Below are 25,726 nucleotides of genomic sequence, written 5' to 3' on the forward strand. Positions count from 1 at the left end.
CCACTTCCTCGCCACTCCGCAGATACCGATTGTAATACTTGCGGAACGTCTGCGAGCAGGTCCCGTGGTGCCGGTAGAAGTCGCCAACCCGCTTGAACAGCGGCGATCGCCCAGCCTTCACCGCCTCATACTCCGGAATCAGAAAACGCCACTTCTGCAGATAGTTGCGCTCAATCGTCCGGTCGTAGCTATTGTCGCGCATCGGATCCGTCCTCCAGCGGAGCGATCCAATCAGCGAATTAGTGAACATGCACAGCAATGACGGGGAGAGAGGCGAGCCTTAAACCGTCAGCCCGCGCTGCTGCGCCAGCTCCTTCAGCGACACCTGCGGCCGCGCGCCGATGTGCTGGATCACTTCGGCAGCCGCGAGCGCGCCGAGCTCGCCGCACTGCTTGTGCGCGAGGTTGCGCGAAAGACCGTACAGGAAGCCCGCCGCGAACAGATCGCCGGCGCCGGTGGTATCCACCAGCTTCGCGATCGGCGAGGCCGGAGCTGCAACGGCCTCGGTCGGTGTCACCACCATGCAGCCCTTCTCGCTGCGGGTGACCACGCCGAGATTGACGTCGTTGCGCAGCTGCTTCAGCGCCGCGTCGAAGTCCGAGGTCGTGTAGAGAGAATGCAGCTCGGATTCGTTGGCAAAGACGAGGTCGACGGTGCCGTTGCGCATCAAGGACAGGAACTCGTCGCGGTAGCGATCGACGCAGAAGGAATCCGACAGCGTCAGCGCCACCTTGCGCCTGGCGTCATGGGCGATCTTGGCTGCCTTGACGAAGGCCTCCTTGGCGTTCTTGGGGTCCCAGAGGTAGCCCTCGAGATAGACGATCCCGGCGCTCGCGATCTCGGCCGGATCGATGTCGGCCGGCGACAGATCCTGCGCCGCCCCGAGATAGGTGTTCATGGTGCGCTCGCCATCGCCCGTGACCAGGATGTAGGAGCAGCCGGTGGCGGGGCCGTCCTTCGCGGCGGGCGTGTTGAAGGCGACGCCGGCAGCGCGGATGTCGTGGACGTAGAGCTTGCCGATCTGGTCGTCCTTGACCTTGCCGACGTAAGCGGCACGCGCACCGAGGCTGCCGATGCCGACGATGGTGTTGGCGGCCGAGCCGCCCGAGACTTCCGTCGCCGGGCCCATGTCCTGGTAGATGGCGGCGGCCCGCGCCTCGTCGATCAGGGACATGCTGCCCTTGGTCATACCGTGCTTGGCGAGAAAAGCCTCGTCGGTCCTGACCAGCACGTCGAACAGCGCGTTGCCAATCCCGAGAACGTCATATTTCACGTCAGCCATTCACCTTGATCCTGTTGCCGGATTGCGATTGCCCGGAAAATCCGCTTCCTGTCGGCCTGAAATCTGCCTCGCGGCCTATCACGACCCGGCCTTTGCGGGCAAGCCACGGTATTATGCACACGCAATGATCCGCTCCTTCCTGACCGTATCGACGGGAACACTGGCCTCGCGGCTGCTCGGCTTTGCGCGCGATTCCATGATTGCCGCCCTGCTCGGCACCGGCGCGGTGGCGGATGCCTTTCTGGCGGCCTTCCAGCTCGTCAACGTGGTGCGGCGGCTGCTCAGCGAAGGGGCACTGAACGCGGCACTGGTCCCGGCCTGGCTGCGGGTCCGTGACCGCGATGGCGAGGCGGCTGCATCTGCCTTCGCCGGACGCGTGCTCGGCACGGTCAGCGCGGCCCTGATCGCGATCTCGGTCGTCATCGCGCTGTTGATGCCGCTGATCATCACGGTGATCGCGCCGGGATTCCTCGGTAGCAGCACCCTCGATCTCGCCGTCCAGAACGCGCGGCTGATGCTGCCCTATCTCGCCTTCGCCGGCCCCGTCACGGTGCTGATGGGGCTGCTCAACGCGCAAGGACGTTTTGCCCTCACGGCGTTCTCACCGCTGCTGTTCAACATCGCCCTGATCGCCGCGATTGCGGCGCTGCTCGTCTGGCATGCCGATGCCACCTCCGCCGCGTGGATGCTGGCGGCGACCGTCGGCATCGCTGGTCTTCTGCAACTCGCCATGCTGCTGTCGCAGCGAAGCGGCCGCCTCGCCACGCCGTTGCGCGTCAATTTCGACAAGGAGATGCGCGGCTTCTTCGCCAAGGCCATCCCCGGCATGATCGCAAGCTCGGGCCCGCAATGGCTGATGGTGGCCGGCGCGATCATCGCTTCGGCGACGCCCTCTGCCGTCTCCTGGCTCTATTTCGCCAACCGCCTGATCGAGCTGCCGCTCGGCATCGTCGGCGTCGCCATGGGCACGGTGCTGGTGCCGGAGCTCACACGCGCCGTCACCGGCGGCGACCGCGAGGCGGTGGCGCATGCGGAATCGCGCGCGCTGGAACTTGCGACCGGGCTCGCTTTGCCGGCAACCCTCGGCCTGATCGTGCTGGCCGAGCCGATCGTGCGGCTGCTGTTCGAGCATGGCGCTTTCGGCGCCGATGACAGCGCGGCCACCGCGCGCGCGCTGATGTGGCTGGCGCTAGGCCTGCCGGCTCATGTGCTGATCAAGGCGCTGTCGCCGGCCTTCTATGCCCGCAGCGACACGATGACGCCGCTGCTCGCAACGGCCAAGGGATTTGTGGTCGCGATCGCGCTTGCGGTTCTCCTCGGCCATTTCTTCGGTGCAAGCGGGATCGCCGCGAGCATCGCGGCCGGCGCCTGGAGCAGCGCGCTCTCGCTGCTGCGCAAGGGCACGGGCGAATTCGGCTTCTCGGTCGATGTCGCCGCCCGCAAGCGGCTGCCGCGGATCGTGCTCGCCGCTTCCGCCATGGGCGCCCTGCTCTGGCTGACCGCAAGCCTGGTGCCTGCCGAAGCGCATGGCCTCATCAGATTCATCGTGCTGGGCGTGCAGATCGCGGCCGGAATCGCCGTTTACGGCCTGCTCCTGCAAACCCTCGGCGCGGCCTCCTGGCGCGAGGCGGCTGCCGCCTTGAGGCGGCCCGCCTAGCCCGACCTCGGCGCGCAGGATTATCGAATTGCCCTTGACGGGGCAGCGCCGCTGTTGGAAACGACGGCCGGTACCTTCTAGGAAAAGCTTGCCATGCCATTCGTTGAACGGGTCTTTTCGGGCGTCCAGCCGACCGGCAATCTGCATCTCGGCAATTACCTCGGCGCGATCGTCAACTTCGTGAAAATGCAGGAAACCCACAACTGCATCTATTGCGTCGTCGACATGCACGCGATCACGCAAGGCGTGGACGTCTGGGGCGGCCCGGCCGAGCTCGCGCGCAACACCCGCGAAGTGACCGCAGCGTTCATCGCGAGCGGCATTGATCCGAACAAGCACATCGTGTTCAACCAGAGCCAGGTCTCCGGCCATGCCGAGCTCGCCTGGATCTTCAACTGCGTCGCGCGCATGGGCTGGCTCGGCCGCATGACCCAGTTCAAGGAGAAGGCCGGCAAGGATCGCGAGAACGCCTCCGTCGGGCTGTTCGACTATCCCGTGCTGATGGCGGCCGACATCCTGCTGTACCGCGCCACCCACGTGCCGGTCGGCGAGGACCAGAAGCAGCATCTCGAGCTCTCGCGCGACATCGCGCAGAAGTTCAACAACGACTTCGGTGACTCGATCCGCGCCCAAGGCGCCAATGACGGCCTGTTCTTCCCGCTGCCCGAACCCTTCATCACGGGCCCGGCGACGCGCGTGATGTCTTTGCGCGACGGCACCAAGAAGATGTCGAAGTCGGATGCCTCGGACAATTCGCGCATCAACCTCACCGACGACGCCGACACCATCGCGCAGAAGATCCGCAAGGCGAAGACCGATCCGGAGCCGCTGCCGACCGAGGAGAAGGGCCTGGAAGCCCGCCCCGAGGCCGACAATCTCGTCGGCATCTTCGCGGCGCTCTCCGACCGCTCCAAGGCCGACGTGCTCCGCGATTTCGGCGGCGGACAGTTCTCCAGCTTCAAGAACGCGCTGGCGGAGCTGTGCGTCACCAAGCTCGCGCCGATCGCCGGCGAGATGAAGCGCCTCGTCGCCGACCCCGGCCATATCGACGCGATCCTGAACCAGGGTTCCGACCGGGCTCGCGCCATCGCCGACGAGACCATGAAGCTCTCGAAGGACATCGTCGGCTTCATCCGCCGGCGCTGATCATCGTATCCGCAAAACGCGGCCGGCGCGCTGGCGTCGGCCGCTTCCCCTCTCCCAAACGTTGCGGGAGTGTGGCAGCATGCCGTCCGTGCACATTCCGGGACATGCATGACCAGCAAGCGACTTTGCTTCGAGCCGGGTCACAAGCCCAAATGCCTTGTTATCGTCGACGACACCGCCGAATGGGACCGCGCGGTCTACTACGCCAGCCGCTGGGCGATCCGCGCCGGCGGCGGCGTGGTGATGCTGCGCATCATCGAGCCCGAGCAGCAGAGCCAGGAATGGCTTGGTGTCGCCGACATCATGCGCGCCGAGGCGCATGAGGCGGCGGAAGCCGCGCTCGACCGCGCCGCCGGCCGCGCCAACGGCATTGCCGCGATCACGCCGGAACGGGTGATCCGCGAAGGTGCGCCGATGGAACAGCTGCTCGCGGTGATCGACGAGGACCCCGACATCGCCATGCTGGTGCTCGCTGCCAATCCCGGTGCGGAGGGCCCCGGGCCACTGGTCTCGCTGCTCACATATGAGCTGGGCACGTTCCCCGTTCCCGTCACGATCGTTTCCGGCGCGCTGAGCGACCAAAGCGTGGATTCGCTGTCATAGGCGTCCCTGTCTGGACACGGCCAACCAGATATCCGTCATGCCCGGGCTTGTCCCGGGCATCCACGTTCTTGGCGTCGCGAAGCAAGGCGTGGATGGCCGGGTCAAGCCCGGCCATGACGGCGTTGGACTATTAAAGTGTTCTAACCCGCTGATATCGCGACGAAACGTCCTCCCCGCCCCTTGATCGTGCGTTCGCCGTCGCCATCTGCTAGTGGATAGGCTACGCGCCGGCCTTGAACCGGCGACGTCTGGAGAAAACCATGTTCATTCAAACCGAAGCCACCCCCAATCCCGCCACGCTGAAGTTCATTCCCGGCCGCGTCGTGGTCGACGGCAGCCCGATGGAATTTGCCAGCCGCGAAGCCGCGGCGCGTTCGCCGCTCGCCGAAAAGCTGTTCGAGGTGCCCGGCGTCACCGGCGTGTTCTACGGATCGGACTTCATCACCGTGACCAAGGCGAACGGTGAATGGCAGCAGCTCAAGCCCGCGATCCTCGGTGCCATCATGGAGCACTACATGTCCGGCGCGCCGCTGCTCGCCGGCGGCGCCGCGCCAAGCGATGCCGATCTCGACGACGAGGACGAGTTCTTCGACGAGGCCGATGCCGAGACGGTCGACATGATCAAGGACCTGATCGAGACCCGGGTGCGTCCGGCGGTCGCCAATGACGGCGGCGACATCACCTTCCGCGGCTTCAAGGACGGTATCGTCTACCTCAACATGAAGGGTGCCTGCTCCGGCTGCCCGTCATCGACCGCGACGCTGCAGCACGGCATCCAGAACCTGCTCAAGCACTTCGTGCCCGACGTGGTCGAAGTCCGGCCGATGTGAGCGGTAGGTGAGTAGCGCCGTAGGGTGGGCAAAGGCGCACTTGCGCCGTGCCCACCAACCAAGGCGCAACAGCCATGGTGGGCACGCTTCGCTTTGCCCACCCTACGAAGTGCGACAATATCAGGGGGCTACGAATAGTGCGTGATGAATGGCGGATAGGCGCTTGGTTCGCTAGACTGCTCTCCATTCGCCACTCGCCATTCGCGTTCTCATGCTGATCCTTGCCATCGATACCGCGCTGGAAGCGTGCGCGGCCGCCGTGCTCGATACCGATGCCGGCGAGCTCCTTGCGCAGGAGCAGCTTCTCATGAAGCGCGGCCACGCCGAGGCGCTGATGCCGATGATCGCGCGCGTCATGCAATCGGCCAATCTCGCCTTCACTGCGCTCGACCGCATCGCCGTCACCGTCGGGCCGGGAAGTTTCACGGGCCTCCGCGTCGGCATTTCGGCGGCACGCGGCCTTGCACTCGCGGCCAAGCGGCCGGCCGTCGGGCTGACGACGTTATCGGCCTATGCCGCCACCGTCGTCGGCCAGAGCAAATCGGCGCCGGTGATCTCCGCGATCGATGCGCGGCACGATCACGTCTACTTCCAGATCGTCGCCGGCGACGGTAGCCAGTTGGTGCGGCCGGGCGTCGCTCCCATCGACGAGGCGATCGCGGCCTCGCAATTCGGTGCACCGCATCTGGTCGGCAATGCCGCAAGCATCCTCGCCGATCGCTGGCCGAAGGATGTACCGCAGCCGGTCGCGGTCGACGCGCAACCCGCGCCCGATATCGGCTGGGTCGCATGGCTTGGCGCTGCCGCCGATCCCGAGACAAATCCGGCGCGGCCATTCTATCTGCGCGCACCCGACGCGAAACCGGCAGCTCAGCCCCCGCTCGCAGCTCACGCCGCAACCTCATGATGAGCTGGCTGTCGGAATGGTGGCGCGGCGGCACGGCCGCCGTCGAGCCGGCTTCCGCGCGCGATGCCGCGCGGCTCGCGCAGCTTCATGGCGCCTCCTTCGCGCACGGCTGGGGCGAAGGCGAGTTCGAGAGCATGATGAGCGAGCGCAACACGCTGGTGCATCGGCTGCGCCTCGGTCGCAAGACCATCGGCTTTGCGGTGTCGCGGATCGGCGCGGACGAAGCGGAGATCCTCTCGATCGCGGTCGACCAGGCCCATCGCGGCCGCGGCCTCTCCCGCACGCTGCTGATGACCCATCTCGGCCACCTCGCCGGGCGCGGCGTGCGCACGATATTTCTCGAGGTCGAGGAAAACAACCAGCCGGCACGGCGGCTCTACGCGGGGTGCGGATTCATGGTGGTCGGGCGCCGCGAACGCTACTATAAGCAGCCGAACGGGGAACAATTGAACGCCCTTCTGATGCGGCGTGACTTGTCGTAACATTGATGGCAGAAAGCGCCCCGTCAGGCAGACAGATCATGACCGCACTGAAACCTTCTTCTGCATCCAAGTCGTCCGGCATCGAGGCGCGCTGTGCCGCCACCGGCATGCGCATGACCGAGCAGCGCCGCGTCATCGCCCGCGTTCTCGCGGAGGCGGTCGATCATCCCGATGTCGAGGAATTGTACCGGCGCTGTGTCGCCGTCGACGACAAGATCTCGATCTCGACCGTGTATCGCACCGTCAAGCTGTTCGAGGATGCCGGCATCATCGAACGCCATGACTTTCGCGAGGGACGCGCGCGCTACGAGACGATGCGCGACAGCCATCACGATCACCTCATCAATCTGCGCGACGGCAAGGTGATCGAGTTTACCTCCGAAGAGATCGAGAAGCTCCAGGCGGAAATCGCCCGCAAGCTCGGCTACAAGCTGGTCGATCACCGGCTCGAGCTCTATTGCGTTCCGCTCGACGACGACAAGCCGACGTCTTAAGTGGCATGATCTTGTCGGAAAACCGCTCCACACTTTTCCGGATCATGCCTTAGTGCCCGTCGACCTCATCATTTTCGATTGCGACGGCGTGCTCGTGGACAGCGAGGTGATCTCCTGTCGCGCGCATGCGGATGTGCTGACGCGCCACGGCTATCCGATCACTTCGGAGCAGGTGTCCGAGCGCTTCCTTGGTCGCTCGACAAAACAAGCCAACCTCGAGATCGAAACCGAACTCGGCCGCAAGCTGCCCGAGGCCTATCACGGCGATCTGCAGGACGAGCTGTTTCGCGCATTCGAAGCCGACCTCGATGCAATCCGCGGCATCCACGACGTGCTGGACGTCGTGACGCAACGTGTCTGCGTTGCCTCGAGCGGTTCGCATTCGCGCATGCGGGTGAGTCTCGGAAGCACGGGGCTCTATGAACGCCTCGCGCCGAACATCTTCTCGGCCTCGCAGGTGAAGAATGGCAAGCCGGCTCCGGACCTGTTCCTGTTCGCAGCGCACGAAATGGGTGTTCCACCCGAACGCTGTGTCGTGATCGAGGACAGCCTGGCCGGCATCACCGGCGCCCGGGCGGCCGGCATGACCGTGTTCGGCTTCTGCGGCGGAAGCCATTGCGGGGCCGGCCATGCCGAAACCCTGCGGCAGGCCGGTGCCAACCTGACCTTTGCCGACATGCATCAGCTACCGGAGCTGGTCCGGCGGGTCGAGGCGGACGCTTTGGCGGGCTGATTTCGTCCCCCTTGCCCGTCATTCCGGGGCACGCGCGGCGCGCGTGAACCCGGAATCCCGTGCTTTTGGAGCGAGATTCCGGGTTCGTCCGCCTTGCGGGCGCCCCGGAATGTCCGCCTCGGGCTCCATTCGCTGGATTTTCCCCCCTCCAGCCTATATCTGAAGGCCGTCCTCCACCTCCATTTCGGGTTCCATGACGCCGCCGCGCAAGCTGCACATCAAATCATATGGCTGCCAGATGAACGTCTACGATGCCCAGCGCATGGTGGACACGCTGGCTCCGGAAGGATTCGTGGAGACGGCCAGCGCAGAGGACGCCGACCTCGTCATCCTCAACACCTGCCATATCCGCGAGAAGGCCTCCGAGAAGGTCTATTCCGAGCTCGGCCGGCTGCGCGTCGCCAAGGACGAGGCCGCCCGCGGGGGCCGCGCGATGCAGATCGCGGTCGCAGGCTGCGTGGCGCAGGCCGAGGGTGAGGAGATCGTGCGCCGGGCGCCGGTGGTTGACGTCGTGGTCGGCCCGCAGAGCTACCATCATCTGCCGGAGCTCTTGAGGCGCGCCGGCAACGAAGGCCGCGCGATCGAGACCGAATTTCCCGCCGCCGACAAATTCGGCTTCCTCGCCCAGCCGAAGCCCGACGCGATCCGCGCGCGCGGCATTTCCGCCTTCGTCACGGTGCAGGAAGGCTGCGACAAGTTCTGCACCTTCTGCGTCGTGCCCTATACGCGAGGTTCGGAAGTCTCCCGCCCGGTCGCGAAGATCGTCGACGACGTGAAGCGGCTCACTGAGAACGGCGTGCGCGAGCTCACGCTGATCGGGCAGAACGTCAATGCCTATCACGGCGAGGGGCCGGACGGAAAAACCTGGCCCCTCGGCCGGCTGCTCGAACATCTGGCAGCGATTCCCGGCATCGCACGGCTGCGCTATTCGACCAGCCATCCCCGCGACGTCGATGACAGTCTGATTGCGGCCCATCGCGATCTCGGGGCCTTGATGCCGTTCGTGCACCTGCCGGTGCAGTCGGGCTCGGACCGGATTCTGGCGGCCATGAACCGCAAACATACCGCCGATGATTATCGGCGTGTCATCGACCGTTTCCGGGCCGCGCGCCAAGACATTGCTTTTTCATCAGATTTTATCGTGGGCTTCCCGGGGGAAAGCGAGCAAGATTTTCTCGCCACCCTCGCGCTTGTCACGCAAATCGGCTACGCTGCTGCTTATTCGTTCAAATACTCCGCCCGGCCGGGAACGCCGGCCGCGGACATGCAGGAGACGGTGTCCCCCGCCGAGATGGACCAGCGATTGGAGCGGCTCCAGGAACTGATCGACAGCCAGCAATCGGCCTTCAACAAGGCCGCGATTGGCTCAACGGTCGATGTGCTGTTCGAGCGTCCGGCGCGCAAGGAGGGCCAGATCGTCGGCCGCACCGCCTTCCTCCAGCCCGCGCATGTGATGGCCTCGCCCGACATCATCGGACAAATCCTGCCGGTGCGGATCGACAGCCTCGAGCGCTACAGCTTCCTCGGCGAGCTCGCCACACCGCGCGTTGCGCGCGAGCCCGCTTTATCATCCATCGCCACTGGAGCCTGAACCCTTGCCAAAAAGCGCATCGGATTCGTCTTCTATCGCTCCCAGCCGCAAATTTGACCGCGACATGCAAGTTCCGCCCGAGACCCAGGTCGTCATCGACTTCGACGACAACCGCGCCGCATCCGCACTGGTCGGCCCCTATGGCCAGAACCTGGCGCAGATCGAGCGTCGGCTTGGCGTCGTCGTGGATTCCAAAGGCAACCACATCACCATCGGTGGCACCCGCGACGGCTGCGATGCGGCGCGCCGCGTGCTGGAAACGCTCTACGCGCACGCCGTAAAGGGCCAGGATGTCGACCAGGGTGAGGTCGAAGGTGCGATCCGCGCAGTGATCGCGCAGGGCTCGCTGTTCGAGTTCGACGCCAAGTCGGCCAAGTCGACCTTCGACAGCATCAACTTGCGCAAACGCCCGGTGCGCGCGCGCACCGCCGCGCAGGACTCCTACATCCGCGCGCTGAAGCGCCACGAGCTGGTGTTCGGCATCGGCCCGGCCGGCACCGGCAAGACCTGGCTCGCGGTCGCGCATGCCGCGCAACTGTTCGAGCGCAAGGAGGTCGACAAGATCATCCTGTCGCGCCCGGCGGTGGAAGCCGGCGAGCGGCTCGGCTTCCTGCCCGGCGATCTCCGCGAGAAGGTCGATCCCTATCTGCGCCCGATCTACGACGCACTCTACGATCTCATGGACGCGCGCATCGTCGAGCGGGCGCTCCAGACCGGCGAGATCGAGATCGCGCCGCTCGCCTTCATGCGCGGCCGCACGCTCACCAACGCCGCCATCATCCTGGACGAGGCGCAGAACACCACGTCGATGCAGATGAAGATGTTCCTGACCCGTCTCGGCGAGAACAGCCGCATGATCGTGACCGGCGACCCCTCGCAGATCGACCTGCCGAACGGCCAGACCTCGGGCCTCGCCGAGGCAACCCGCCTGCTGGACGGTGTCGAAGGCATTGCACAAGTTCATTTCAAGGCCGAGGACGTGATCCGCCACGAGCTCGTGGCGCGGATCGTCGCCGCCTATGAAGGGTTGCCGCAGCGGCCGGCGACCGGCAAATCCTGACGGGACAACAACCGGACCATATGGGCGCGGACGCAAGCGCCTTTTCGTTCCGAACAAAGACAATGTCACACCCCAACCTTCCCATGACCGAGGTCCTCGTCGTCGCCGATTGCTGGCAGCGCGAACCCGATTCCGAAGCCGTGATCCAGCGCGCGGTCGCGGCCGCCGCCGAGAGTGTCGACGAAGACGTCGCGGAAGCGGAAGTGGCGGTGATGCTGACCGACGATGCCGGCATCCGCACGCTCAACAGCAACTGGCGCGGCATCGACAAGCCGACCAACGTGCTGTCGTTTCCCGCGCTCCAGCCCGAGGGCGAATGGAAGCCGGGCGATGCGCCGCGCATGCTCGGCGACATCGCGATCGCCTACGAGACCATGCGGCGCGAGGCGGACGAGGAAAAGAAGCCGTTCGACCACCATCTGAGCCATCTCGCCGTGCACGGTTTCCTGCACCTGATCGGCTACGATCACGAGAACGACGACGACGCGGAGGAGATGGAAGCGCTGGAGACGCAGATCCTCGCCCATCTCGGCATTCCCGATCCCTATGCCGACCGCCCGGGGACGCACTGAGATGCCGGATTCCGACCCGACCCACGACAATCCCCGCAACACGCCCAATTTGCCGGTCGTGGTGACATCGGGCGAGGTCCTGCGTCCGACCGCCGAGGGCTGGCTGCTGCGCGCGATCCGCACGCTGTTCGGCTGGAAGGCCGGATCGGTGCGCGACGATCTCCAGGTCGTGCTCGACGCCTCGACGCCCGACGACACCGGCTTCTCCGCCGTCGAGCGCACCATGCTGCGCAACATCCTCGGTCTGCACGAGCGCCGCATCGCCGACGTCATGGTGCATCGTGCCGACATCATCGCGGTGAAGCGCGACATCCCGCTTGGCGAGCTGATGGACCGCTTCGAAAGCGCCGGCCACTCGCGCCTCGTCGTCTACAACGAGACGCTCGACGATCCGGTCGGCATCGTCCACATCCGCGACCTGCTCGCGTTCATGACCGCGCGGGCGCGCGTGTCGGACGCCACCAAGACCAAGCGCAAGAAGCCGCTGCCGGCCGGCCTCGACCTTCGCACCGTCGATCTCGCGCTGCCGCTCGAGGATGCGCGCATCATCCGCAAGCTGCTCTACGTGCCGCCGTCGATGCGGGCGATCGACCTGCTCGCGCAGATGCAGGCCACGCGCATCCACCTGGCGCTGGTGGTCGACGAATATGGCGGCAGCGACGGGCTGGTCTCGCTCGAGGACATCGTCGAGCAGATCGTCGGCGAGATCGACGACGAGCACGACAGCGACGAGCCGCCCTCGATCGTGCGCCTGCCGGACAACGCCTTCATCGCCGACGCCCGTGCCAGCCTCGACGACGTCCGCACCGTGATCGGCGCGGACTTCGTCACCGGCGAGGCCGGCGAGGAAGTCGAGACGCTGGGCGGCTATCTCGTCAGCTTCGTCGGACGCCTGCCGGTGCGCGGCGAGGTGATCTCGGGCCCCGGCCATTACGAGGTCGAGGTGCTCGATGCCGATCCGCGCCGCGTCAAGCGGCTGCGCATCTCGACGCGGAAGGAACGCCCCGCGCCGCGCACCCAGCGAGAGAGCCGACGCCGCGAGGCCACACCGGAGAGCGGTCAACCGCCAGCCAGTGACACGCCGACCCCGCCGCCAAGCGACGGGACCGGCCCACAGTGAGCGCATTCCAGCGTCTCCGTCAGATTGCGCTAGCCATCATCCTCACCTGGGGATGGAAGCGCGCCGTCCTCGCCATGGCCGCCGGCGCGCTGTCGGTGCTGGCGCTGGCGCCGTTCAACGCCTTCCCGGTGCTGTTCATTACTTTCCCGGTGCTGGTCTGGCTGATCGACGGCGCCGGCGCTGGACGATACGGCGGCATCCCCGCCGCGGCGCTGACCGGCTACTGGTTCGGGCTCGGCTATTTCGTGCCCGGCCTGTACTGGATCGGCTACGCCTTCTTCGTCGACGCCGACGTGTTCGCCTGGCTGACGCCGTTCGCCGTGCTGGGCCTGCCGGCCTATCTGTCCATCTTCACGGCGATCGGTTTTGCGCTGGCACGCCTGCTCTGGACCAAGAACGCCACGCGCGTGCTTGCGCTCGCGGCAAGCCTCACCATCGCCGAATGGCTGCGCGGTCACGCGCTGACCGGCTTTCCCTGGAACGCGTTCGGCTATGCGCTGTCGGAGCCGTTGCCGCTGGCGCAGACGGCGTCGCTGATCGGCCTGTGGGGCATGACGTTCCTGGCGGTCGCGATCTTTGCAAGCCCCGCGACGCTGATCGACCGCACGCCCGATCGCCGCGTGGCCTGGCGCGCGCCGGCCGCGGCAGTCGCACTTCTGATTGTCATGAGCATCTTCGGCGCGATCCGCCTGTCGCTGCATCCGACCACGATGGTCGCGGGCGCCAAGCTGCGCCTGATGCAGCCGAACCTCCAGCAGGACGCGAAATTCAACTACGCCGCCAAGGCGGAGGTGATGAAGAAATACCTGGCGCTGTCGGACCGCGCCTCCGGGCCGCAATCGACTGGCGTGCGCGATGCCACCATCCTGATCTGGCCGGAATCCGCCTTTCCGTTCTTCCTGACCCGCGAAGCCGACGCGATGGCGGAGATCGCCGAGCTGCTGCCGAAGGGCACGGTGCTGATCACGGGTTCGGTCCGCGCGCCCGATCTGCCGCGGGGAACGCCGATCACGCGTGCCTATAATTCGATCTACGTGATCGATCACGACGGCAGCGTGCTCGCGGTCTACGACAAGCTGCATCTGGTGCCGTTCGGCGAGTTTCTTCCCTATCAGGGCCTGATGGAGAAGCTCGGCTTCGAGCAGCTCACGCGTGTGCGCGGCGGCTTCATCGCCGGCACCGTGCGGCATGCGCTGCCGGTCGCCGGCGCGCCGTCCGCGCTGCCGTTGATCTGCTACGAAGCAATTTTTCCCGGCGAGGTTGCCGGTCGCAACGAACGTCCGGGCTGGATCGTGAACCTCACCAATGACGGCTGGTTCGGCATCTCGACCGGCCCCTATCAGCATCTGGAGCAGGCGCGGATGCGCGCGATCGAACTCGGATTGCCGCTGGTCCGCTCCGCCAATACCGGCATCTCCGCGGTGATCGATCCGGCGGGACGAACCATCGCCAGCCTCGGCCTCGGCGTCGAAGGCATTTTGGACGCAAACCTGCCCGCAGCGATCCCGCCGACGATCTATGCGCGGGTCGGCGACGTGCCGGCGGGCGTGCTCGTCGCGGTGGCCGTGCTTCTCGCGGTCCGCCGACGCGTGACCAAACGGCACCCCTGATCCCGCCGTCAACGCCGAAGCGGCCGGAATCCTTTGACAACCGTGGTCTCACGGTTGACAGACTGCACGCGGGTTCCTCATTCTGCACCGGCTGCAAAAGACAGTGGGCATTGCTAAATTTCTCCGCAATGTTTCCCAATAACAGGGTTTGATTTTTATGATGCTGGCACCTGAGGCATTCAATCGATTGCGCTGAGGGTGGTGTTTGGAGGCTGAGGAAATGTCGAAAGCGCCCAACCCTGTTGACAAATATGTCGGCAGCCGCGTGCGTATGCGCCGCATCATGTTGGGCATGAGCCAGGAAAAGCTCGGTGAAGCTTTGGGCCTGACTTTCCAGCAGATCCAGAAGTACGAGAAGGGCACGAACCGGGTCGGCGCGAGCCGAATCCAGCAGATTGCCGAGATTCTCCAGGTGCCGGTGTCGTTCCTGTTCGAGGGCGGACCGAGCGGCGTGGCCGGGCCGAACGGCTTCGCAGAAGGCGCCTCGCCCTCCTACGTCTCGGACTTCCTTGCGACCTCCGAAGGACTCGCCTTGACCAAGGCGTTCACGCGAATCACTGATTCGAAGATGCGCCGCTCCATCGTCGATCTCGTCGAGCAGATTGCGGCACGCGAAGGCCCCGACAAGCGCTGAGGCGCCAGCTCAATCGATTTGAGGCTGCGCCAAATCTGGCCTATGTCGTCATTTGTGGCCGCGCTTTGATGTGCGTCCTCTCAAATGATTCGATTCAAAGGCATAGATGCGCCCATGGCGAGCTCCAATTGGTTCGATACCAAAACTATTCTCGACGGCATCCGACGCTGGGTGGAGATCGAGACGCCGACAGAGGCGCCTGATCAGGTCAACAGGCTGGTGTCGCTGGTCGCGGATCATTATCGCGATCTGCCCGTCACGCTCGAGCGCGTCGCCGGCGTCGACGGCTGCGGCGATCATCTGCTGGCACGCTCGGCCTGGGGCCAGGACCAGCCCGGCATCCTGGTGCTGAGCCACCTCGATACCGTTCACCCCCTCGGATTCATCGAGCGTCTGCCGTTCAAGGTCGAAGGCGACAGCGCGTTCGGTCCCGGCATCTACGACATGAAGGGCGGCGCCTACATCGCCCATCACGCGTTTCGCGCGCTTTGCGCCACGGCCGAGCGTTCGCCACTCGGCATCACCCACTTGTTCACCTCCGACGAGGAGATCGGCAGCCCCACCTCGCGCGCGCTGATCGAGACGGAAGGGCGCAAGGCCAAATACGTGCTGGTGACGGAGCCGGCGCGCGACGGCGGCAAGATCGTCACCGGACGCAAGGGCGTCGGACGCTTCCAGGTGTTCATCAAGGGCGTGCCGGCGCATGCCGGCTCGCGGCCGGAAGACGGTCGCAGCGCCGTCCGCGAGCTCGCCAATATCATCCTGACGCTGGAAGGGATGAACGACCCGGCGCGCGGCGTCTCCGTGAATGTCGGTGTGGTGCGCGGCGGCACGCGCCCGAACGTGACGCCGGAAGAGGCCTATGCCGAAGTCGATCTGCGCGTGCTGAGCCTCAAGGACGCGGAGGAGTTCGTCGGCAAGATCCTCGGGCTGACATCGAAGACCGAAGGCGTCACCGTCAAGATCACCGGCGAGCTCAATCGTCCGCCTTACGAGAAGAGCAATGCAGGCGCCTCGCTCTACGAGCATGCGAAGACGCTCGCCGGCGAAATCGGCTTCGAGCTGATCGACACCCACACCGGCGGCGGCTCGGACGGCAATTTCACCGCTCCCCACACCGGCACGCTGGACGGGCTCGGCGTCGACGGCAAGGGCGCGCACACCCACTACGAGCAGCTCTATGTCTCGTCGCTCGAACCGCGCGCACGGCTGCTCTATCGCCTGTATCAGACGCTGCGATGAGCGAACGCAAGTCAGATCCCGATCGCGATGACAGCGAGCGCGCCTTCTTCGGGCGCCGCAAGGGCCACAAGCTCAGGCAGCACCAGGCCGAGCTGATCGATCATCTGTTGCCGCATCTTGCGCTCGACATCACGGGCGAGGCGCCGGGGAATGCGCGCGAGATCTTCGATCCCGCGGCGAACGATGTGCGGCTCGAGATCGGCTTCGGCGGCGGCGAGCATCTTGCGGCCGAGGCGCAGAACTTCGCCACGACCGGCTTCATCGGCTGCGAGCCCTATGTCAACGGCATGGCGAAGATCCTGGCGCAGATCGAGGCCTGCAACATCGCCAACATCCGCCTGTTCGCCGGCGATGCCGCCGAGCTCCTGGCCTGGCTGCCGCCAGCCTCGCTGTCGCGGATCGACCTGATCCATCCGGATCCCTGGCCGAAGCGGCGGCACTGGAAGCGGCGCTTCGTCCAGGACAGGACCATCGCTGCAATGGCGCGCGTGCTGACGGTCGGCGGCGAATTCCGCTTCGTCTGCGACATCGACGACTACTGCGCCTGGACGCTGTCGCATCTTGCGCGTTCGACGGATTTCAAATGGCTTGCGGAGCGCGCCGACGATTTCCGGCAGCCCTGGGACGGCTACACGATGACACGCTACGGCCGGAAGGCCGCGCGCGAGGGCCGCAAGGCGGCTTACTTGCGGTTCAGGAGACAATGATTGTCGTTCCGGGGCGCGCAGAGCGCGAACCCGGAATGACCAGCAAAAGAATCTCAGATCGTCTGCCGGTTGCGCCAGAAATTCACGACGCGTTCCGCCGTCGTCGGCATCAGGCGCGTGAAGTTCATGCGGGCGGCCTCGATGTCGGCACTGGCCGGCGCGCGATGCGGACCGTACCAGAGCAGGATGAGCGCGCGCACCGTGGGCCAGCCGAGATTCAGCACGCGCCCCAGGATCAGAAGCGGATCGTAGCGGTCGCCCGCGATCAGGCGGTCGAGGATCGAGAGGCGGACGCCGGACATCGCCGAGAGCGAGGCGATCGCCTCCTCGTATTTGCCTGCCTTGGCAAAGCCGAGCAGCGCGCTCTCGCCGAGATGGCCCTCGCGATGCAAGGCGAGCACCGTACGCTGTGCCGACGAGAAATCGCGCCGCGGCCCGGGCGGCAGCGCGGCCTCCTCGATCGCCGCCATGGCGCGCTTGATCTCGACCTGGCGCACGGGATTGACCACGCTGGAGAGACGGCGGCGGATGACGTCGAGCGTGCCGTCGAGCAGCTCTTTCAGGTGCTCGCCCGAAAGATCGTTGCGCTGGCCGATCTTGAGCGTCAGCACGCCGTCCTGCGCGGCACGCTTGATCAGCTCGGAATAGCTGCCAGGCGAGAACACCGCGCCGGCATTGCCCGCGGCGCGACGCACCACGTCGCGATCGCCGCGCTCGACCAGCACGTCGGTGACGACCGACGACAGAGCGGGGCGCTCCGTCATCGCCAGCAGATGCCCCTGGCCCTTCAGCCGCGCGATCTCGACCAGGGCGGCTTCGTCGAGCACGGGCGAGCGGCGCAGCACCGGGCCGGCCACCATGATCTCGTTTTCGCGGGCGAGCTGGTTCACCAGGTGCCGCGGCGCGTTGTCCAGGCGCGAGAAGCGCTCGGCGAGATCGACGCGCGAGGCGAGCTCGGCATGCGGCACGAGATCGATCAGGAGATCGTCGAAGAGATCGATGAGCTCGGGACGGAGCTTGGCCGGATCCTGGAAGAACAGTTCGGCGATGGCACGCGCGATTTCGCCACGACGGCGGGGATCGCCGCGTTTGACGATTTCGTCCAGTCCCGGAATGAGCGACGTGGCAACGGTCATGAAAACGCAAACTCGTACAGGGCACGCCGCGGGTGCGCCCTTGGTCCAAGCCGCCCCACAATCAGGGAATTTAGGCCCCGTTGATGAAGGAAGCGTTGCGCGGGGGGCCACCGGAAAGGCGCAAAAAGCCTCGCCTGCCCTGCGATGGGCCTTGTCCGCGAGGGTGGAAAGGGCTATATCAGCGCCAATTCATCTTCTCATACGATCCGCGTAGTGAGAGTGGGCCCGAAAGGACCCGCTCTTTTTTATTACCTGAGCGCGGCTTGGCGGAAGATGCGGCCCGGCGAGCTGTCGGGAGAGTTCCGAAGCGGGCTTTGAAATCGTAACCAAGCCTTAACCATCGAGCGCCTTGACCCTGGATATGACCGAACCGACCACTGGTTCCACGGATGCCGAGTTGCTGGCCGAGCCGAGGCTCGTGGTCGAGCCGGGCGTCGCGGCACGGGTGTCCGCGGTGGCAGGGCCCGTGCTCCAGGGCATGGGCTACCGTCTGGTGCGGATCCGCATCTCCGGTGAGGCCGGCTGCACTGTGCAGATCATGGCCGAGCGCCCTGACGGCTCGATGCAGATCGAGGATTGCGAGGCGATCTCGCGGGCGCTGTCGCCCGTGCTCGACGTCGCCGACCCCATCGATCGCGCCTATCGGCTGGAAATCTCCTCGCCGGGGATCGACCGCCCCCTGGTGCGGCGCTCCGATTTCGAGCGCTATGCCGGGCACCTGGTGAAGGTCGAGATGGCGGTCGCCCATGAGGGGCGGAAGCGGTTCCGCGGCATGATCGGCCCTGTCGAAGGCGACCGCGTGCATCTGCATCGCGACGACGTCAAGGCGGCCGAGGAACGCGAGGTTCTCCTGACGATGGAGGATATCAGCGAAGCCCGTCTGGTGCTGACCGATGAGCTGATCGCGGAATCGATGCGCCGTGGCAAGGCCGCGGCGCGCGAGATGCGCCGCAATCTCGGCCTGGAGCCGCCGGCTGCGCCTCACGCGAAAATCAGCGAAAAAACGACCAAGAACACCAAGCCTAAGAAGAAGCCGGCACCGACCAACACGAAGAAGCATCGCCTGGCCGCCGAACGCGCGCGGCGCGGCGAGATCGAGCCTGACGAAGGAGACTAGCCATGGCAGTCAGCGCCAATCGACTTGAATTGCTCCAGATCGCCGATGCCGTCGCGCGGGAGAAATCGATCGACCGCGGCATCGTCATCGCGGCGATGGAGGACGCCATCGCCAAGGCGGCGCGGGCCCGCTACGGCAGCGAGACTGACGTTCACGCCGAGATCGACCCGAAGAAGGGCGAGCTGCGGCTGTCGCGCCACATGCTGGTGGTCGAGAAGGTCGAAAACCACTCCAACCAGATTTCGCTGGTGGATGCCCAGCGCGCCAATCCCGGCGCCCAGGTCGGCGACACCATCGCCGATACCCTGCCGCCGCTGGAATATGGCCGCATCGCCGCGCAGTCGGCCAAGCAGGTGATCGTGCAGAAGGTGCGCGAGGCCGAGCGCGACCGGCAATATCAGGAATTCAAGGACCGCATCGGCGACATCGTCAACGGCGTCGTCAAGCGCGTCGAATATGGCAGCGTGATCGTCGATCTCGGCCGTGGCGAAGCCATCATCCGCCGCGACGAGATGCTGCCGCGCGAAGTCTTCCGCAACGGCGACCGCGTCCGCGCCTATATCTTCGACGTCCGCCGCGAGACCCGCGGCCCGCAGATCTTCCTCTCCCGCACCCATCCGCAGTTCATGGCGAAGCTGTTCGCGCAGGAAGTGCCCGAGATCTATGACGGCATCGTCGAGATCAAGGCGGTTGCCCGCGATCCCGGCTCGCGCGCGAAAATCGGCGTGATTTCCCGCGATTCCTCCGTCGATCCGGTCGGCGCCTGCGTCGGCATGCGCGGCTCGCGCGTGCAGGCGGTGGTGAACGAATTGCAGGGCGAGAAGATCGACATCATTCCCTGGTCGCCCGACATCGCGACCTTCGTGGTCAACGCGCTGGCGCCGGCCGAAGTCTCCAAGGTCGTCATCGACGAAGACCGCGAGCGCATCGAGGTCGTCGTGCCCGATACCAACAACCAGCTCTCGCTGGCGATCGGCCGCCGCGGCCAGAACGTGCGTCTGGCCTCGCAGCTCACCGGCTGGGATATCGACATCCTGACCGAGCAGGAGGAATCGGAGCGCCGCCAGGCCGACTTCGAGAACTCCACCCGCGTCTTCATGGAATCGCTCAACGTCGACGAGGTGGTCGGCCAGCTGCTCGCGTCCGAAGGCTTCACCTCGGTCGAGGAACTCGCGATGGTCGACATCAAGGAGCTCGCCGGCATCGAGGGTTTTGACGAGGAGACCGCGCAGGAGCTCCAGAACCGCGCCCGCGAATATCTCGAGCAGCAGGAAGCCGAGCTCGAGGCCAAGCGCGTGGAACTCGGCGTCGAGGACGCTCTCAAGGACGTGCCCGGCGTCACCTCGAAGATGCTGGTGAAGTTCGGCGAGAACGACATCAAGACCGTCGACGACCTCGCCGGCTGCGCCACCGACGATCTGGTCGGCTGGACCGAGCGCAAGGAAGGTGGCGAATCCACCAAATATCCGGGTGCGCTCGACGGTATCGACATCTCCCGTGACGATGCCGAAGCGATGATCATGCAGGCTCGCGTCAAGGCCGGCTGGATCACCGAGGCCGATCTCGCCAAGCCCGCTGAAGAGGCTGAGGCGACCGAAGATCAACCGGCTTAAGGGCGAAGGAGGATGTCGCCCGGATGCTTGCCAGCTCTGACAGCGAACTCGATCATGGGCCGCGGACCGAAAGGTCCGCGACCATGCGGATGTGCGCGGTCAGCCGCGAGGTCCGGCCGATCGACGAGCTGATCCGCTTCGTCGTATCGCCCCAGGGCGACATAGTTCCCGATCTCAAGCGCAAGCTGCCCGGACGCGGCATGTGGATCACCGCCTCGCGCGAGGTGGTTGCGGAAGCCGTGCGGCGTCACCAGTTTAACAAGGCCTTCAAGCGCGAGCTGCGCACCCCTCAGACGCTTCCCGCCGACATCGAGGCGCTCCTGGTCCGGGGCGTGACGGAAGCCCTTGGGATCGCCGCCAAGGCGGGCCAGATCGTGGCCGGCTTCGGCAAGGTCGAGAGCGCCCTGCGCGAAGGCACGGTCGAGGTCCTGATCCACGCCAGCGACGGGGCCGCGGACGGAATCCGCAAATTGGACATGCTGGCGCGTCAAAATGCCGGAAATCGCGGCTCCAAGCCGCAGATTCCCGTCGTGGCGGTACTGAAATCGATAGAATTGGATTTGGCACTGACCCGGTCAAATGTGATACATGCTGCCCTGCTCGCGGGCCCGGCGAGCAGGTCATTCCTGTCACGTAGCCAGATGCTGGTCCGATACCGGATGGCGGACGATGACAAGACTGCCGAAAAGCCCGGCCAGGATTTCTGAGAGACAACGACGACCCGATAGGACTGTGCGGCAACGCACAACGCTAACAGATCAGGATTAGGACTGCTGAATGGTTGATACCAAGACCCCTGACGACAAGAAGCTGAGCGTTCCGAGCAAGACGCTAACGCTCAAGCCGCGCGTCGAAACGGGCACTGTGCGCCAGAGCTTCAGCCATGGCCGCAGCAAGCAGGTCGTGGTCGAGAAGCGCGGCAAGCGCCGTATCGACGGCAGCCCCGAGCCGCAGGCTCCCACGGTTGTTGCAAAGCCGGCACCGGCCGCGCCCGCTCCGTCGCGCCCCGCTCCGCCCGCCCAGCCGCGCAACGCCGGTTCCGGCGTGGTGCTGCGTACCTTGACCGAGGACGAGCGTTCGGCCCGTGCCAGCGCGCTGGCCGACGCCAAGCTGCGCGAAGTCGAGGAACGCCGCCAGGCCGAGGAAGAGGCCCAGCGCCGCGCTGTCCGCGAGGCCGCCGAACGCGCCGAGCGCGAAGCCGCCGAAGCCCGCCGCAAGGCCGAGGACGAGCGCCATCGCCACGAGGACGAAGCCAAGCGGAAGGCCGAGACCGAGGCCAAGAAGCGCTTTGGCGAAGGCGAGCAGCCGGCATCGGCCGCGCGTCCCGCGACCGCGGCACCGGCCGCGCCTGCGCCGCGGCCCGGCGCCCCCGTGGCCCGGCCCGGAACCACGACGACCCGCCCGGGAACAACGACGGCGCGTCCTGCAACGACAACCGCGCAGCGTCCCGGTGTACCGGCAGGTCGCGGCCCCGCAGTTGCGGCCGAACCGGATGAGGACGAGGCACCGCGCCAGATCCGTCGCGGTCCCGGCGGCGCCGCGCGTCCCGCGCCCCCGCCCAAGACCACGCACAAGCCCGGCCCGCAGAAGGAGCGCGGCCGCCTCACCGTCGTCACCGCGCTCAACGCCGACGAGGTGCGCGAGCGCTCGATCGCCTCGTTCCGCCGCCGCACCCAGCGTCTGAAGGGCCACGCCTCGAACGAGCCGAAGGAAAAGCTCATCCGCGAGGTGGTCATTCCGGAAGCGATCACGATCCAGGAGCTCGCCAACCGCATGGCCGAGCGCGCGGTCGACGTCATCCGCATGCTGATGAAGCAGGGCGCGATGCACAAGATCACCGACGTAATCGACGCCGACACCGCGCAGCTGATCGCCGAAGAGCTCGGTCACACCGTCAAGCGCGTCGCCGCGTCGGACGTCGAAGAGGGTCTGTTCGACCAGGTCGACGATTCCACCGACACCGAGACGCGTTCGCCCGTGGTGACCGTGATGGGTCACGTCGACCACGGCAAGACCTCGCTGCTCGACGCGCTCCGTCACGCCAACGTGGTCTCCGGCGAAGCCGGCGGCATCACCCAGCATATCGGCGCCTATCAGGTGGTGTCGCCCGAAAGCGGCAAGAAGATCACCTTCATCGACACGCCCGGCCACGCCGCGTTCACCGCGATGCGCGCCCGCGGCGCCAAGGTCACCGACATCGTCGTGCTGGTGGTCGCTGCCGATGACGGCGTGATGCCGCAGACCGTCGAAGCCATCAACCACGCCAAGGCGGCGCGGGTGCCGATCATCGTTGCCATCAACAAGATCGACAAGCCCGATGCCAGGCCCGAGCGCGTGCGCACCGAGCTGCTCCAGCACGAAGTGCAGGTGGAATCCTTCGGCGGCGACGTCGTCGACGTCGAGGTGTCCGCCAAGAACAAGACCAATCTCGACAAGCTGCTCGAGATGATCGCGCTGCAGGCCGACATCCTCGACCTGAAGACCAATTCGGAGCGCCCGGCCGAAGGCACCGTGATCGAGGCCAAGCTCGACCGCGGCCGTGGTCCGGTCGCGACCGTGCTGGTCCAGCGCGGCACGCTCCGTGTCGGCGACATCATCGTTGCCGGCGCCGAGATGGGCCGCGTTCGCGCGCTGATCTCGGACCAGGGCGAGACGGTGCAGGAAGCGGGTCCGTCGGTGCCGGTCGAGGTGCTCGGCTTCAACGGTCCGCCGGAAGCCGGCGATCGCCTCGCCGTCGTCGAGAACGAAGCCCGCGCCCGCCAGGTCACGAGCTACCGCGCGCACCAGAAGCGCGAGAACGCGGCAGCCTCGATCTCCGGCATGCGCGGCTCGCTCGAGCAGATGATGTCGCAGCTGAAGACGGCGGGCCGCAAGGAATTCCCGCTGATCATCAAGGCCGACGTGCAGGGCTCGCTGGAAGCGATCCTCGGCTCGCTGGAGAAGCTCGGCACCGACGAAGTCGCCGCCCGCATCCTGCATGCCGGCGTCGGCGGTATTTCGGAGTCGGACGTGACGCTCGCGGAAGGCTTCAACGCCGCGATCATCGGCTTCTCGGTTCGTGCCAACAAGGAAGCCGCTGCGGCCGCCAAGCGCAACGGCATCGAGATCCGCTACTACAACATCATCTACGACCTCGTGGACGACGTGAAGAAGGCGATGAGCGGCCTGCTCGCGCCGACCTTGCGCGAAACCATGCTCGGCAACGCCGCGATCCTGGAGATCTTCAACATCTCCAAGGTCGGCAAGGTCGCCGGCTGCCGCGTCACCGACGGCACCGTGGAACGCGGCGCCAATGTGCGCCTGATCCGCGACAACGTCGTCGTGCACGAAGGCAAGCTGTCGACGCTGAAGCGCTTCAAGGACGAAGTGAAGGAAGTCCAGTCCGGTCAGGAATGCGGCATGGCCTTCGAGAACTATCACGACATGCGTGCCGGTGACGTGATCGAGTGTTATCGCGTGGAGACGATCCAGCGCTCCCTGTAAGTCCAAATCTTACCGAAGCGCCCGGATCTTTTTGAACTGAAATAGCGGGAGTGAGATGGCCGGATTTTTCCGGCCATCCACGCCTCTTCGTTTCAACAGGACAAATGACAATGCTCGTGTCCCAAACACGGGCATGACGAGGTGATTTCCAGACCATGCCCCGCCACCATCAAAAGAAGAGTTCCGCGCCAGGCGGAGGCTCGCAACGCCAGTTGCGCGTCGGCGAACAGGTCCGCCATGCGATGGCCGAGATTCTGGCGCAAGGCAACGTGCATGATGCGGACCTCGAAGGTCACATCATCACCGTGCCGGAGGTGCGGATGTCGCCCGACCTGAAGCTCGCGACAATCTACGTGATGCCGCTCGGTGGCCACGACACCGAGCTCGTCATTGCTGCGCTCGAACGCAACAAGAAGTTCCTGCGCGGCGAAGTCGCGCGGCGCGTTAACCTGAAATTTGCACCTGATGTTCGCTTCCGCGTCGACGAGCGATTCGACGAAGCGGAACGGATCGAGAAGCTTTTGCGAACACCTGCGGTGCAGAAGGACCTGGAACAGGATCCGGATTCGGATCGGGAAGAAGAGCAATGACGATGGACCCGGCTCACGGCACGATCGGCGGTGAAGACGCCGATCAGCGCGACGTGCAGAAAAATAATTTTGCGGACATGGGCGGCAATTCTCAGCCGCACCAGGAGCCGCGCCGCGTCAACAACGATCCCCGCGCCAGGCAGCAGAAGGGCAACCAGGTTCGCCGCGACCGCCGCGACGTCCATGGGTGGGTCGTGCTCGACAAGCCGATCGGCATGACCTCGACGCAGGCCGTCGCCGTGCTCAAGCGCCTGTTCAACGCCAAGCGCGCCGGCCACGCCGGCACGCTCGATCCGCTCGCGTCCGGCGGCCTGCCGATCGCGCTCGGCGAAGCCACCAAGACGGTTCCCTTCGTCATGGACGGCCGCAAGCGCTACCGGTTCACCGTGTGCTGGGGCGAGGAGCGCGACACCGACGACATCGAGGGCCGGGTCACCGCGACCTCCGACCAGCGCCCGACCCGGGAGGCCATCCTGGCGCTCTTGCCCCGCTTCACCGGGGTGATCGAGCAGATCCCGCCGCGTTATTCCGCGATCAAGGTCCAGGGCGAGCGCGCCTATGACCTCGCCCGCGACGGCGAGATCGTGGAGCTGGCTCCCCGCCCGGTCGAAATTCACCAATTAACCCTTGTGGATCAACCGGATAGCGACCGGGCCGTGTTCGAGGCCGAGTGCGGCAAGGGCACCTATGTCCGGGCCCTCGCCCGCGATATGGGCCGGATTCTCGGCACTTTCGGTCATATTTGCGCGCTGCGCCGGACCCTGGTCGGCCCGTTTGGCGAAAATGACATGATTCCGCTGGATCAGCTGGAGGCTTTGTGCGATAGAGCCGCGTCCGGCGAGGGAAGCCTCGCCGACGCGCTGATGCCCGTTGAGACCGCGCTGGACGACATCCCGGCACTGGCCGTCACTCGGGCTGATGCGGCAAGGCTCCATCGGGGCCAGGCCGTTTTGTTGCGCGGACGGGATGCGCCCACAAGTAGCGGCACAGTCTATGTCACGGTAGCAGGCCGTCTTTTGGCGCTTGCTGAAGTCGGCAACGGCGAAATCATCCCCAAGCGTGTGTTCAACCTGACCGGCTTGACTGCCTCAACCGGTCGCAACGAGAGAAATTGACG

General features: G+C 65.8%; 25 protein-coding genes. 22 read left to right on the forward strand and 3 right to left on the reverse strand.

The features are described 5' to 3' along the window. The coding region (locus tag A3M7_RS45030; RefSeq protein WP_156936824.1) for a hypothetical protein at window positions 1-202 on the reverse strand (202 nt) is incomplete at its 3' end. A gap of 78 nt (window positions 203-280) precedes the next feature. Next, window positions 281-1,282, reverse strand: a complete 1,002-nt coding sequence (locus A3M7_RS0127460) for an adenosine kinase (protein ID WP_027546799.1) — start codon at window positions 1,280-1,282, stop codon at window positions 281-283. Between the two features lie 124 nt (window positions 1,283-1,406). Between A3M7_RS0127460 and murJ the strand changes: the two genes are divergently transcribed. The 16 genes from murJ to trmB all read left to right on the forward strand — a co-directional run bounded on the left by murJ (window position 1,407) and on the right by trmB (window position 16,670). Beyond that, window positions 1,407-2,939 (forward strand): murein biosynthesis integral membrane protein MurJ, encoded by a 1,533-nt coding sequence (gene murJ, locus A3M7_RS0127465; protein ID WP_027546800.1) that lies wholly within the window; start codon window positions 1,407-1,409, stop codon window positions 2,937-2,939. Window positions 2,940-3,032: 93 nt separating this feature from the next. Then, the gene (trpS, locus tag A3M7_RS0127470; RefSeq protein WP_027546801.1) at window positions 3,033-4,085 is read left to right on the forward strand and encodes a tryptophan--tRNA ligase; all 1,053 of its coding nucleotides are present in this window, start codon (window positions 3,033-3,035) and stop codon (window positions 4,083-4,085) included. Window positions 4,086-4,193: 108 nt separating this feature from the next. Then, a complete protein-coding gene (locus A3M7_RS0127475) occupies window positions 4,194-4,688 on the forward strand; it encodes a universal stress protein (protein ID WP_027546802.1) in 495 nt (164 codons plus the stop codon). Window positions 4,689-4,948: 260 nt separating this feature from the next. Then, a complete protein-coding gene (locus tag A3M7_RS0127480; protein ID WP_027546803.1) occupies window positions 4,949-5,518 on the forward strand; it encodes a NifU family protein in 570 nt (189 codons plus the stop codon). A 211-nt stretch (window positions 5,519-5,729) separates the two neighbouring features. Further along, the gene (gene tsaB / locus A3M7_RS0127485; protein ID WP_027546804.1) at window positions 5,730-6,425 is read left to right on the forward strand and encodes a tRNA (adenosine(37)-N6)-threonylcarbamoyltransferase complex dimerization subunit type 1 TsaB; all 696 of its coding nucleotides are present in this window, start codon (window positions 5,730-5,732) and stop codon (window positions 6,423-6,425) included. Continuing rightward, entirely contained in the window at window positions 6,422-6,907 is a 486-nt protein-coding gene (gene rimI, locus A3M7_RS0127490; RefSeq protein WP_027546805.1) for a ribosomal protein S18-alanine N-acetyltransferase, read from the forward strand. Before tsaB ends, rimI begins: the two co-directional genes overlap by 4 nt. A gap of 38 nt (window positions 6,908-6,945) precedes the next feature. Next, on the forward strand, window positions 6,946-7,401 hold the full coding sequence (locus tag A3M7_RS0127495) for a Fur family transcriptional regulator (protein ID WP_027546806.1): 456 nt from the start codon (window positions 6,946-6,948) through the stop codon (window positions 7,399-7,401). Between the two features lie 52 nt (window positions 7,402-7,453). Next, window positions 7,454-8,134: an HAD family hydrolase gene (locus tag A3M7_RS0127500; RefSeq protein ID WP_027546807.1), complete on the forward strand. Its 681-nt coding sequence runs from the start codon at window positions 7,454-7,456 to the stop codon at window positions 8,132-8,134. Window positions 8,135-8,327: 193 nt separating this feature from the next. After that, window positions 8,328-9,725 (forward strand): tRNA (N6-isopentenyl adenosine(37)-C2)-methylthiotransferase MiaB, encoded by a 1,398-nt coding sequence (gene miaB, locus A3M7_RS0127505; RefSeq protein ID WP_027546808.1) that lies wholly within the window; start codon window positions 8,328-8,330, stop codon window positions 9,723-9,725. 64 nt (window positions 9,726-9,789) lie between these two features. Next, window positions 9,790-10,785, forward strand: a complete 996-nt coding sequence (locus A3M7_RS0127510; protein WP_027546809.1) for a PhoH family protein — start codon at window positions 9,790-9,792, stop codon at window positions 10,783-10,785. A gap of 83 nt (window positions 10,786-10,868) precedes the next feature. Next, window positions 10,869-11,357 carry an rRNA maturation RNase YbeY gene (ybeY, locus tag A3M7_RS0127515; RefSeq protein WP_235885657.1) on the forward strand — a complete coding sequence of 163 codons (489 nt, stop codon included), beginning with the start codon at window positions 10,869-10,871 and terminating at the stop codon, window positions 11,355-11,357. Window position 11,358: 1 nt separating this feature from the next. After that, on the forward strand, window positions 11,359-12,477 hold the full coding sequence (locus tag A3M7_RS0127520; protein WP_027546811.1) for a hemolysin family protein: 1,119 nt from the start codon (window positions 11,359-11,361) through the stop codon (window positions 12,475-12,477). Then, window positions 12,474-14,087 carry an apolipoprotein N-acyltransferase gene (gene lnt, locus A3M7_RS0127525; RefSeq protein WP_027546812.1) on the forward strand — a complete coding sequence of 538 codons (1,614 nt, stop codon included), beginning with the start codon at window positions 12,474-12,476 and terminating at the stop codon, window positions 14,085-14,087. Before A3M7_RS0127520 ends, lnt begins: the two co-directional genes overlap by 4 nt. 220 nt (window positions 14,088-14,307) lie before the next feature. Continuing rightward, complete coding sequence (locus A3M7_RS0127530) at window positions 14,308-14,721, forward strand: helix-turn-helix domain-containing protein (RefSeq protein ID WP_027546813.1); 414 nt, start codon at window positions 14,308-14,310, stop codon at window positions 14,719-14,721. Between the two features lie 84 nt (window positions 14,722-14,805). Continuing rightward, a complete protein-coding gene (locus A3M7_RS0127535) occupies window positions 14,806-15,963 on the forward strand; it encodes a M20 family metallopeptidase (protein WP_027546814.1) in 1,158 nt (385 codons plus the stop codon). Beyond that, window positions 15,960-16,670: a tRNA (guanosine(46)-N7)-methyltransferase TrmB gene (gene trmB / locus A3M7_RS0127540; RefSeq protein WP_027546815.1), complete on the forward strand. Its 711-nt coding sequence runs from the start codon at window positions 15,960-15,962 to the stop codon at window positions 16,668-16,670. Before A3M7_RS0127535 ends, trmB begins: the two co-directional genes overlap by 4 nt. A 53-nt stretch (window positions 16,671-16,723) precedes the next feature. Here the strand turns inward: trmB and A3M7_RS0127545 are convergent, their stop codons facing one another. After that, window positions 16,724-17,806 (reverse strand): DUF2336 domain-containing protein, encoded by a 1,083-nt coding sequence (locus A3M7_RS0127545; RefSeq protein ID WP_027546816.1) that lies wholly within the window; start codon window positions 17,804-17,806, stop codon window positions 16,724-16,726. 361 nt (window positions 17,807-18,167) lie between these two features. Here A3M7_RS0127545 and rimP point away from each other — a divergent pair, with 361 nt between their 5' ends. The 6 genes from rimP to truB all read left to right on the forward strand — a co-directional run bounded on the left by rimP (window position 18,168) and on the right by truB (window position 25,724). Further along, window positions 18,168-18,923, forward strand: coding sequence for a ribosome maturation factor RimP (gene rimP / locus A3M7_RS0127550; RefSeq protein WP_027546817.1), 756 nt, complete (start codon window positions 18,168-18,170; stop codon window positions 18,921-18,923). Between the two features lie 2 nt (window positions 18,924-18,925). Further along, window positions 18,926-20,536, forward strand: coding sequence for a transcription termination factor NusA (gene nusA, locus A3M7_RS0127555; RefSeq protein WP_027546818.1), 1,611 nt, complete (start codon window positions 18,926-18,928; stop codon window positions 20,534-20,536). Between the two features lie 23 nt (window positions 20,537-20,559). Further along, window positions 20,560-21,243, forward strand: a complete 684-nt coding sequence (locus tag A3M7_RS0127560; protein ID WP_027546819.1) for an RNA-binding protein — start codon at window positions 20,560-20,562, stop codon at window positions 21,241-21,243. 70 nt (window positions 21,244-21,313) lie between these two features. After that, the gene (gene infB, locus A3M7_RS0127565) at window positions 21,314-24,019 is read left to right on the forward strand and encodes a translation initiation factor IF-2 (RefSeq protein ID WP_027546820.1); all 2,706 of its coding nucleotides are present in this window, start codon (window positions 21,314-21,316) and stop codon (window positions 24,017-24,019) included. Between the two features lie 155 nt (window positions 24,020-24,174). Then, complete coding sequence (rbfA, locus tag A3M7_RS0127570) at window positions 24,175-24,609, forward strand: 30S ribosome-binding factor RbfA (protein ID WP_027546821.1); 435 nt, start codon at window positions 24,175-24,177, stop codon at window positions 24,607-24,609. Continuing rightward, window positions 24,606-25,724 (forward strand): tRNA pseudouridine(55) synthase TruB, encoded by a 1,119-nt coding sequence (gene truB / locus A3M7_RS0127575; RefSeq protein ID WP_027546822.1) that lies wholly within the window; start codon window positions 24,606-24,608, stop codon window positions 25,722-25,724. The genes rbfA and truB overlap by 4 nt, the downstream gene beginning before the upstream one ends. Window positions 25,725-25,726: the final 2 nt, after the last annotated feature.

The organism is Bradyrhizobium sp. WSM2254 (assembly GCF_000472645.1).
GTDB classification, from domain to species: domain Bacteria; phylum Pseudomonadota; class Alphaproteobacteria; order Rhizobiales; family Xanthobacteraceae; genus Bradyrhizobium; species Bradyrhizobium niftali.

Bases quoted from the DNA above. Each gene is read 5' to 3' on its own strand.
- A3M7_RS0127460 (WP_027546799.1), bottom strand. From the start codon at position 1,282: ATGGCTGACGTGAAATATGACGTTCTCGGGATTGGCAACGCGCTGTTC.
- murJ (WP_027546800.1), top strand. From the start codon at position 1,407: ATGATCCGCTCCTTCCTGACCGTATCGACGGGAACACTGGCCTCGCGG.
- trpS (WP_027546801.1), top strand. From the start codon at position 3,033: ATGCCATTCGTTGAACGGGTCTTTTCGGGCGTCCAGCCGACCGGCAAT.
- A3M7_RS0127475 (WP_027546802.1), top strand. From the start codon at position 4,194: ATGACCAGCAAGCGACTTTGCTTCGAGCCGGGTCACAAGCCCAAATGC.
- A3M7_RS0127480 (WP_027546803.1), top strand. From the start codon at position 4,949: ATGTTCATTCAAACCGAAGCCACCCCCAATCCCGCCACGCTGAAGTTC.
- tsaB (WP_027546804.1), top strand. From the start codon at position 5,730: ATGCTGATCCTTGCCATCGATACCGCGCTGGAAGCGTGCGCGGCCGCC.
- rimI (WP_027546805.1), top strand. From the start codon at position 6,422: ATGATGAGCTGGCTGTCGGAATGGTGGCGCGGCGGCACGGCCGCCGTC.
- A3M7_RS0127495 (WP_027546806.1), top strand. From the start codon at position 6,946: ATGACCGCACTGAAACCTTCTTCTGCATCCAAGTCGTCCGGCATCGAG.
- miaB (WP_027546808.1), top strand. From the start codon at position 8,328: ATGACGCCGCCGCGCAAGCTGCACATCAAATCATATGGCTGCCAGATG.
- A3M7_RS0127510 (WP_027546809.1), top strand. From the start codon at position 9,790: ATGCAAGTTCCGCCCGAGACCCAGGTCGTCATCGACTTCGACGACAAC.
- ybeY (WP_235885657.1), top strand. From the start codon at position 10,869: ATGACCGAGGTCCTCGTCGTCGCCGATTGCTGGCAGCGCGAACCCGAT.
- A3M7_RS0127520 (WP_027546811.1), top strand. From the start codon at position 11,359: ATGCCGGATTCCGACCCGACCCACGACAATCCCCGCAACACGCCCAAT.
- A3M7_RS0127530 (WP_027546813.1), top strand. From the start codon at position 14,308: ATGTCGAAAGCGCCCAACCCTGTTGACAAATATGTCGGCAGCCGCGTG.
- A3M7_RS0127535 (WP_027546814.1), top strand. From the start codon at position 14,806: ATGATTCGATTCAAAGGCATAGATGCGCCCATGGCGAGCTCCAATTGG.
- trmB (WP_027546815.1), top strand. From the start codon at position 15,960: ATGAGCGAACGCAAGTCAGATCCCGATCGCGATGACAGCGAGCGCGCC.
- A3M7_RS0127545 (WP_027546816.1), bottom strand. From the start codon at position 17,806: ATGACCGTTGCCACGTCGCTCATTCCGGGACTGGACGAAATCGTCAAA.
- rimP (WP_027546817.1), top strand. From the start codon at position 18,168: ATGACCGAACCGACCACTGGTTCCACGGATGCCGAGTTGCTGGCCGAG.
- nusA (WP_027546818.1), top strand. From the start codon at position 18,926: ATGGCAGTCAGCGCCAATCGACTTGAATTGCTCCAGATCGCCGATGCC.
- A3M7_RS0127560 (WP_027546819.1), top strand. From the start codon at position 20,560: ATGCTTGCCAGCTCTGACAGCGAACTCGATCATGGGCCGCGGACCGAA.
- infB (WP_027546820.1), top strand. From the start codon at position 21,314: ATGGTTGATACCAAGACCCCTGACGACAAGAAGCTGAGCGTTCCGAGC.
- rbfA (WP_027546821.1), top strand. From the start codon at position 24,175: ATGCCCCGCCACCATCAAAAGAAGAGTTCCGCGCCAGGCGGAGGCTCG.
- truB (WP_027546822.1), top strand. From the start codon at position 24,606: ATGACGATGGACCCGGCTCACGGCACGATCGGCGGTGAAGACGCCGAT.